This is a genomic window from Flavobacterium sp., from assembly GCF_040382755.1.
GTDB lineage: Bacteria > Bacteroidota > Bacteroidia > Flavobacteriales > Flavobacteriaceae > Flavobacterium.
This window is the reverse complement of sequence record NZ_JBEIET010000150.1, coordinates 1-4,080: the sequence shown is the minus strand read 5'-3', so window position 1 is coordinate 4,080 and position 4,080 is coordinate 1. Positions and strand designations below refer to the sequence as shown.

At 31.2% G+C, this 4,080-nt stretch carries 5 protein-coding genes; 3 read left to right on the top strand and 2 right to left on the bottom strand.

Annotation, left to right across the window (positions count from 1 at the left end):
* On the top strand, window positions 1-226 hold a 226-nt coding region (locus ABWO04_RS10240; protein WP_353079611.1), incomplete at its 5' end, for a superoxide dismutase.
* A gap of 9 nt (window positions 227-235) precedes the next feature.
* Window positions 236-586 carry a hypothetical protein gene (locus tag ABWO04_RS10235; protein ID WP_353079610.1) on the top strand — a complete coding sequence of 117 codons (351 nt, stop codon included), beginning with the start codon at window positions 236-238 and terminating at the stop codon, window positions 584-586.
* A 96-nt stretch (window positions 587-682) separates the two neighbouring features.
* Here the strand turns inward: ABWO04_RS10235 and kdsB are convergent, their stop codons facing one another.
* On the bottom strand, window positions 683-1,408 hold the full coding sequence (gene kdsB, locus ABWO04_RS10230) for a 3-deoxy-manno-octulosonate cytidylyltransferase (RefSeq protein WP_353079609.1): 726 nt from the start codon (window positions 1,406-1,408) through the stop codon (window positions 683-685).
* A 310-nt stretch (window positions 1,409-1,718) separates the two neighbouring features.
* Complete coding sequence (locus ABWO04_RS10225; RefSeq protein ID WP_353079608.1) at window positions 1,719-3,137, bottom strand: ATP-dependent DNA helicase; 1,419 nt, start codon at window positions 3,135-3,137, stop codon at window positions 1,719-1,721.
* Window positions 3,138-3,245: 108 nt separating this feature from the next.
* Here ABWO04_RS10225 and ABWO04_RS10220 point away from each other — a divergent pair, with 108 nt between their 5' ends.
* Complete coding sequence (locus ABWO04_RS10220; protein ID WP_353079607.1) at window positions 3,246-4,049, top strand: DUF3822 family protein; 804 nt, start codon at window positions 3,246-3,248, stop codon at window positions 4,047-4,049.
* The last annotated feature ends 31 nt before the right edge of the window (window positions 4,050-4,080 follow it).

Genomic DNA, 4,080 nt, shown 5'->3' with positions numbered 1-4,080 from the left:
TGATAAAAATAACAAATTGGTGGTGTCTTCTACTCCAAATCAAGACAATCCGTTAATGGATGTTGCAGAAACCAAAGGAACACCTATTTTAGGAATTGATGTTTGGGAACACGCGTATTATTTAAAATACCAAAACAAACGTGCCGATTATTTAACATCTATTTGGAACGTTATAAACTGGAACGAAGTAAGTGCCAATTACAACTTAGCTATTAAAAGCAATTAATTTACAGATATGAAAAAAGTATTTTTAGTTCTGTTTTTATTCGGAACGCTATTGGTTGCTGCACAAGAAAGCACACCTACTTTAGAAAATATAGCTTCTTTTGAAGGAAAAACAATAACAATTTGCGAAAAGGTAACCAGTGTTTATGAAACAAAAGGCGGAAATGCACTGTTGAATTTTGGGAAACCCTTTCCAGACAATGCATTTTCTGTAGTTATTTTCAAACTAGACCGAGAGGCATTTTCTTACGATCCACTAACGTTAGATTCAAAAACCATTTGCATCACTGGAACCGTAATACTGTATAAAGGAAAACCAGAAATTATTGTTAAAAAGGAATCTGAGATTGTGGTAAAATAATTTAATTTATTTGACACAAATTTCACGAATTAGCACGAATAAATTGGTGAAAATTTGTGTAATCTGTGTTAATTTTTTTTTGAAACTGGCGGGATATTATACGAAACGTCTCGCTTTTTCTAAATCTTCTGGCGTATCAATTCCTATACTTGCGTGAGACGTTTCAACCATTTTAATGCGTTTTCCGTATTCTAAATAACGCAATTGCTCGAGTTTTTCTGAGGCTTCTAAAGACAACATCGGTAATTTAGCAAAGTCTAATAACGCTTGTTTTCTAAAGGCATAAATACCAATATGTTTCATATATCGTACACCTACATTTTCCTCACGAGGAAACGGAATTACCGAACGCGAGAAATATATAGCAAAACCGTCTTGATCCGTAATTACTTTTACGTTATTTGGGTTTTCAATTTCTGATTTATCTTTAATTTCAAACATTAAAGAAGCCAAATCAATTTTCTTTTCAATATCGTGTTGAAATGCCGTTATTATTTGTTCTAAAGGCGTTTTATTGATAAATGGCTCATCACCTTGTACGTTTATAATAATGTCAGCATCAATATTTTCAACGGCTTCTGCAATTCTGTCGCTACCACTTTCGTGCTCTTTGATGCTCATTATGGCTTTTCCGTTATGGGAAATAATTTCATTATAAATTAATTCCGAATCAGTAACCACAAACACATCGTCAAACAAATTAGTAGCCACAGCTGCTTCATATGTTCGTAAAATAACCGTTTTTCCACCTAAATCTTGCATTAATTTAGCAGGAAATCGTGTAGAAGCATAACGCGCAGGGATGACAGCAATTATTTTCATTGTAAATGGGTTAAAGGTTTTGGGTTAAAGGTTTCGTTTTAATTCTAAAATTAAATATAAAAAACCAAATTTATAATAAAAATCATTATTGCCCGATAAAAACATAAAAACATTTGTTAAGTCTTTATTTTATTGGGTTATTGATTTTTTTAGCCAATATGATTAAAATCACGCAAAGACGCAGAGTCGCAGAGAAATTAAGCCAGAAACTTCGCGACTTAGCGTCTTTGCGTGAAATATATTAATTACTATTTTTTTTAATCGGATAAAAGTGAATAAAATTTATCTAAGTTTCTATGTGTTTTCAAAATTACTCAAAATTTTCATCTTTAAACCCAATTAAATATAACTTTTCTTTTGCTCTTGTTATTGCCGTGTAAAGCCAACGAATATAATCTCTATCCACACCATTCGGTAAGTAGGGTTTTTCTACAAACACACTACTCCACTGCCCTCCTTGCGATTTATGACACGTAATCGCATAGGAAAACTTGACTTGTAACGCATTAAAATACGGATTGCTTTTTACTTTTAAAAGTTTCTTGTATTTGTGAATTTCGTCTTCATAATCTTTAGAAACTTCTTGATACAATAAATTCGATTCTTCATACGTCAGCGATGCCGCTTCACTTTCAATGGTATTTAAAAGTAGTACGGTTTCAAATGGTGCTTCATTCGGATAATCAATCATTCGGATGGTAACATTGGCAAATTTAAAACCGTATAATTCCTGAATATTTCTTATTTTTAAGACTTCAATAATATCGCCATTTGCAATAAAACCAGCTTGTGAAGTTTCATTTAGCCAAAAATAGTTGTTTTTTACTACCATTAACAAATCGCCAGCCGATAAATCACTTTCTTTATCTAAAATGCGTTGTCTAATTTGCTGGTTGTACTGATTGGCGCGTTTATTAGAACGCACGATGAATGCAGTATCTTCTGTACTATAATTTCGATACGATTGGTGAATGGCGTCTTCAATATCAAATCCGTCATCCAATCGATGAATATCTTTAAACGATTTCAAATTAAATTTAAAATCATCAATAAAATGCGATTTTAAAAGCGCTCGTAATTCGGTAGCATTGCTTAATATTCCTGAATTTTCAGCTTGTCGCATTACTTCGTCCAATTCAATATGAATTATTTCTTTATCGTAATTCACTTGTAAAGAATGAATATCCAAAGCCGGACTAATATCTGAATTCACCGGTGGTAACTGAGCCGTATCACCGACTAAAATAAGCTTACAATTTTGCCCAGCATCTACATAAAACAATAAATCGTCTAACAAAGAACCATTTTCATACAAACTCGTTTCGTTTGATTGATCCGAAATCATTGAGGCTTCATCCACAATAAATATCGTATCTTTAAATTTATTGGCTTGCATCACAAAACCTACACCGCCATTTTTATTCTTTTTAGGAAAATAAATACGTTTATGAATGGTAAAAGCGGGTTTGTCAGAATAAGCCGACATTACTTTAGCCGCTCTACCAGTAGGCGCCAGCATCACAGATTTTTTATTGGCTATTTGTAATTGATTTACTAAAGTTGAAATCACGGTAGTTTTACCAGTTCCAGCATAACCTTTTAAAACAAAAAGCGCATCATTAGAATGAAGCACAAACGCCGCCATTTTTTGGAAGAAAATATCCTGATTTGCAGTGGGCTGAAAAGGAAAATGATCTATTAAAATTTTATAAAATTGCGTTGGCGACATTCATTTTTAGTTTACGAACTTCAAATATAACAAGGATTTTAAATATAATTTCATTTGAGGGTTTTTAATTCTCGTAAAAAATGTAAATTTGTATTTCAAATAAAAAATATGAATCAGGATATTACTCAAAAAACATATAAAAAGCTTTGCTTTGAGGTGTCATATAGTGACCTTTCTTTTTGTGTTATTGATTTGATTTCGAATAAAATAATTACTTACAAATCGTATTCTATTAACAAAAACAATGTTTTAGAAGAAGAATTGTGGAAAATATTTGTAGAGAATCCTATTTTAGATGATAAATACGATGATGTTGTGGTGTTGCACAATTCTAATTTAAACACCCTGGTGCCTTCTTCTTTGTTTGATCCCAATTATTTAGGAAGTTATTTGCAATATAATTCGAAAGTTTTTGAAACCGATTATTTTGCTTTTGATTATTTAGACACGTACGATTTAAATAATGTTTTTATTCCGTATACGAATATAAACAACTATTTATTAGACCATTACGATACGTTTGATTATAAAAATTGCAACTCCATATTTGTAAAAAAAGCATTAGATTTTTCTAAAAACAAGGATACAAAGCAAGTTTGGGTGCATTTTCAACACGATAGATTTGAAATTACGGTAACCAAAAACACAAATTTGTTATTGTTTAATACCTTTACGTATAACTCGTTAGAAGATTTTATTTATTTTTTATTGTTCACTTACGAGCAATTACAGCTTAATCCAGAAACAATTCCTGTGCAGTTTTTAGGCAATATTTCAGAAGAAAGTGATGCGTTTAAAATTGCTTATAAATATATAAGAAACTGTAGTTTATTAGATGTTTCTCATTTAAAATCCGTTTTAGATGTTCCTGAAAGCGACCTATTAAAGCATTTTATTTTATTTCACTCATGAGAATAATATCAGGAAAATATAAAGGTAGACG

Coding starts and splice junctions, on each gene's coding strand:
- ABWO04_RS10225 (WP_353079608.1), bottom strand. CDS start 3,137: ATGTCGCCAACGCAATTTTATAAAATTTTAATAGATCATTTTCCTTTT.
- ABWO04_RS10220 (WP_353079607.1), top strand. CDS start 3,246: ATGAATCAGGATATTACTCAAAAAACATATAAAAAGCTTTGCTTTGAG.
- kdsB (WP_353079609.1), bottom strand. CDS start 1,408: ATGAAAATAATTGCTGTCATCCCTGCGCGTTATGCTTCTACACGATTT.
- ABWO04_RS10235 (WP_353079610.1), top strand. CDS start 236: ATGAAAAAAGTATTTTTAGTTCTGTTTTTATTCGGAACGCTATTGGTT.